Genomic DNA, 4,276 nt, shown 5'->3' on the forward strand with positions numbered 1-4,276 from the left:
CAATTCTATTTCCTCGAGGTCAATACCCGGCTGCAGGTGGAGCACGGCGTCACCGAAGCGGTCACCGGGGTCGATCTGGTCGAATGGATGGTGCGGCTGGCCGCGGGCGAACGGGCGTTTTTCGAGCGCTATCGGCACCAGCCCGAAGGCTCGTCGATACAGGTTCGGATTTATGCCGAGGACCCCGGCAAGAACTTTCAGCCGTCTTCCGGACTCCTCACCGAAGTATCGTTTCCGGAAGGCGTGCGGACCGATCACTGGTTAACACGCGGACTCGAGGTGCCCGCGTTCTACGATCCCCTGCTGGCCAAGCTGATCGTGCATGCCGCGGATCGCGACCAAGCCATCGCTGCCTTGAGCCAAACCTTGGCCGAAACGCGGCTCGCCGGCATCGAAACCAACCTCGATTATCTCCGCCAGATCGCGGACGACCGGGTATTCCGGGAAGGCAGCCAGACCACGGGTTATCTCGCCGGTTTCGAATATCGCCGGCGCACACTCGAAGTGCTGGAACCGGGTACCCAGAGCACGATACAGGACTATCCGGGCCGGCTCGGTTACTGGGACGTGGGAGTGCCGCCGTCGGGCCCCATGGACGCCCTCGCCTTCCGCATCGCCAACCGGCTGGTCGGAAACGCCGAAGGAACGGCGGCGCTCGAATTGACCGTCACCGGGCCGACCCTGAGGTTCAATTGCGATGCGCTGGTATCGCTGTGCGGCGCCGCGATGCGCGCAGAACTGGACGGCGAACCGCTGCCCCTGTGGACCGCGCACCCGGTCAGAGCAGGGCAAGTCCTCCGCATCGGCCCGGTCGACGGCCACGGCTGCCGCGCCTATCTCGCGGTCGCCGGAGGCTTCGACGTGCCCGATTATCTCGGCTCCAAGTCGACCTTCACGCTCGGATGCTTCGGCGGCCATGCCGGACGGGCGCTCCGCACCGGCGATGTGCTGCATCTCGAAAACCCGGCCGCAGCGACGCCAGCAGGCATTCGCCCCCTAGCGGACCTGATCCCGGACTACACCGACGCCTGGGAAATCGGCGTGCTTTACGGACCCCACGGCGCACCGGACTTCTTTACCCATAGAGACATCGAAACCTTCTTCGCCACGGATTGGGAGGTGCACTACAACTCCAGCCGCACCGGAATCCGGCTGATCGGCCCAAAACCCGAATGGGCGCGGCAGGACGGCGGCGAAGCGGGGCTGCATCCGTCGAACATTCACGACAACGCTTACGCCGTCGGCGCCGTCGACTTTACCGGCGACATGCCGGTCATCCTGGGACCCGACGGCCCCAGCCTCGGCGGCTTCGTTTGTCCGGTCACGATCGTCCAGGCCGAGCTGTGGAAGCTGGGGCAACTCCGCCCCGGCAATACGGTGCGCTTCCGGCCTATCACCCTGGACCAGGCCCGCGCACTGGCGGATGAGATCGACGCTTCCTTGGCCCAAATCGGTGGCGGCGACACCACAAAGCGTGCGGAACCGCGAAGACAGACGACACTTCACGGGGACAATCCGCGAGCACTCTGCAGCCCGGTGCTTTACGAAAGGTCCGGCGAGGACTCCTGTCCCACGGCGGTCTATCGCCGGTCCGGCGATTGCAACCTGCTCATCGAATACGGTCCGCCGGTGCTCGACCTGAATCTCCGCTTCCGGGTTCACGCCCTGATGGAGTGGCTGAAGGAGCGGAACATCGCCGGCATCGTCGACCTCACGCCGGGTATCCGCTCGCTCCAAGTCCATTTCGACGATCGCGCGATCCCGCAGGAACGGCTGCTCGATCTGCTCATAGCCGCGGAGAGCGAACTGCCGGCGATCGACGACATGGAAACGCCGACCCGCATCGTCCACCTGCCGCTCTCCTGGGACGATCCGTCCACGCAGCTCGCCATCGAAAAGTACATGCAATCGGTGCGCAAGGATGCGCCCTGGTGCCCCAGCAACATCGAATTCATCCGCCGCATCAACGGCCTCGACAGCATCGAGGCGGTCAAGCGGATCGTGTTCGACGCCAGCTATCTGGTTCTGGGACTGGGCGACGTTTATCTGGGCGCGCCGGTGGCGACGCCGGTCGACCCGCGCCACAGGCTGGTGACGACCAAGTACAACCCGGCCCGCACCTGGACGCCGGAAAACGCGGTCGGTATCGGCGGTGCGTACCTCTGCGTGTACGGCATGGAAGGTCCGGGCGGTTACCAGTTCGTGGGGCGCACCGTGCAAATGTGGAACCGCTATCGTCAAACCGCCGATTTTCGGGACGGAAAGCCCTGGCTGCTGCGCTTCTTCGATCAGATCCGCTTCTTCCCGGTCACGGCGGACGAACTGACGCGCTACCGCGAGGATTTCATCCGGGGACGCCTGAAGCTGGACATCCGCGAAGAAACCTTCAGCCTCACGGAGTACAACCGGTTTCTGGAGACTCATCGGGAGGAAATCGCCGCATTCAAGGTGAAACAGCAGGCGGCATTCGAGGCGGAACGGGAGCGCTGGGCCGGTTCGGAACGGAGCTTTGCCGACGATCATGCCGTGGCCGAAGCGGCGGCGGATACCGAGCTCGATCTGCCGCCCGACGCACGGGCCGTCGCATCCCATGTGGCCGGCAGCGTCTGGAAAATCGCGGTGGGGACGGGCGACCGGGTGGAGGCCGGCGATCTCCTGGTGATCGTCGAATCCATGAAAACCGAGATTCACATTCAGGCCCCGGCCGCCGGCACCGTCTGGGGCGTTTTCTGCACCGAAGGCGGCCCGGTGGCCGCCGGGCAGGATCTGCTCGTGCTGCAAACGGAGAATAAGCAATGACCGATAATTTTCCGGCGAGTCTCGATATCGATAGCTTGTCGGCGGCCTACCGCCAGGGCCGAATCACGCCGGTCCGATTGATCGAAGCCCTGCTCGCCCGGCTGGACGCCGAACCCGGGCAGCCGGTCTGGATCTACCGTCTTCCGGCGGATGAAGTCCTGCGATATGCCCATGCGCTGGAGCAGCGCTCGCCGGCCGAACTCCCCTTGTACGGCATTCCCTTCGCCATCAAGGACAACATCGACCTGGCGGGAACCCCGACCACCGCCGCCTGCCCCGCCTACGCCTACCGTCCGGAGCAATCGGCCTTCGCCGTCCGGAAGCTGATCGAGGCGGGCGCGATTCCCATCGGCAAGACCAACCTGGACCAGTTCGCGACCGGCCTCACCGGCACTCGTTCGCCCTATGGCGCCTGCCCGAACGCCTTCGATCCGGACTATATCTCGGGAGGCTCGAGTTCGGGCTCGGCGGTGGCCGTGGCCAAGGGATGGGTGAGCTTCGCCCTGGGTACCGATACCGCCGGGTCCGGGCGGGTGCCGGCGGCATTCAACAATCTCGTCGGGCTCAAACCAACGCCCGGCCTCATCAGTACCTCGGGCGTCGTGCCGGCCTGCCGTTCGCTGGATTGCATCTCCATATTCGCCTTGACGGCAGGCGATGCGCGGCGGGTGTTCCGGGTGGCGGCGGCGTTCGACCCGTCCGATCCTTACGCCCGAAGCGATCGAACGGCACGGCCGCAGTTTGCCGAGCGCTTCCGTTTCGGAGTGCCGCGGCCCGATCAACTCGAATTCTTCGGCGACAAGGACGCTGAGCGGCTGTTCGCGGCCGCCGCGGAACGGCTGGAAGCCCTTGGAGGACAAAGAGCCGAGATCGATTTTGCCCCGTTTCTCGAAGCGGCCCGCCTGTTGTACGAAGGTCCCTGGGTCGCGGAGCGCTATCTGGCCATACGCGATCTGCTGGAAAGAGACACGGATGCCGTCTACCCGGTCACACGCACGATCATCGAGCGCGGCAAGCACTACTCGGCGAGCGATACCTTCGCCGCCTTCCATCGCCTCATGGCCCTAAAGCGGGCCGCGGAGGAGGTTTGGACGCAAGCGGACATCATCCTGACGCCGACCACGGGAACGATCTACCGGACTGCCGAGGTCGAGGCCGATCCCGTTCGGCTCAACAGCAATCTCGGCTATTACACCAACTTCATGAACCTCCTGGGCCTCGCCGCCGTCGCCGTGCCGGCCGGGTTCAAGCCGGGCGGCCTGCCGTTCGGCGTCACGCTGTTCGCTCCGGCCGGCAGCGATCACGCCCTTCTGAATCTGGCCGAACGGCTGCATTACGCCGCTGGACTGCCGATGGGCGCCACCGGCCAGCCCTTGCCGGCGCCTTCTTCTCAACCCGAGCGGGAAAAACCGGGCCATGTCCGGATCGCCGTCTGCGGCGCCCATTTGTCCGGACTCCCGCTCAACGGACAACTGAC

General features: G+C 65.2%; 2 protein-coding genes. Both read left to right on the forward strand.

Annotation, left to right across the window (positions count from 1 at the left end; translation table 11 throughout):
- Nucleotides 1-2,799 (forward strand): urea carboxylase (gene uca, locus ABJK70_RS21010; protein WP_347259010.1); only part of this gene is annotated, 2,799 nt, incomplete at its 5' end.
- Nucleotides 2,796-4,276 (forward strand): allophanate hydrolase (atzF, locus tag ABJK70_RS21015; RefSeq protein ID WP_347259011.1); only part of this gene is annotated, 1,481 nt, incomplete at its 3' end. The genes uca and atzF, both read left to right, overlap by 4 nt.

This window comes from Methylocaldum sp., from assembly GCF_039794385.1.
GTDB lineage: Bacteria > Pseudomonadota > Gammaproteobacteria > Methylococcales > Methylococcaceae > Methylocaldum.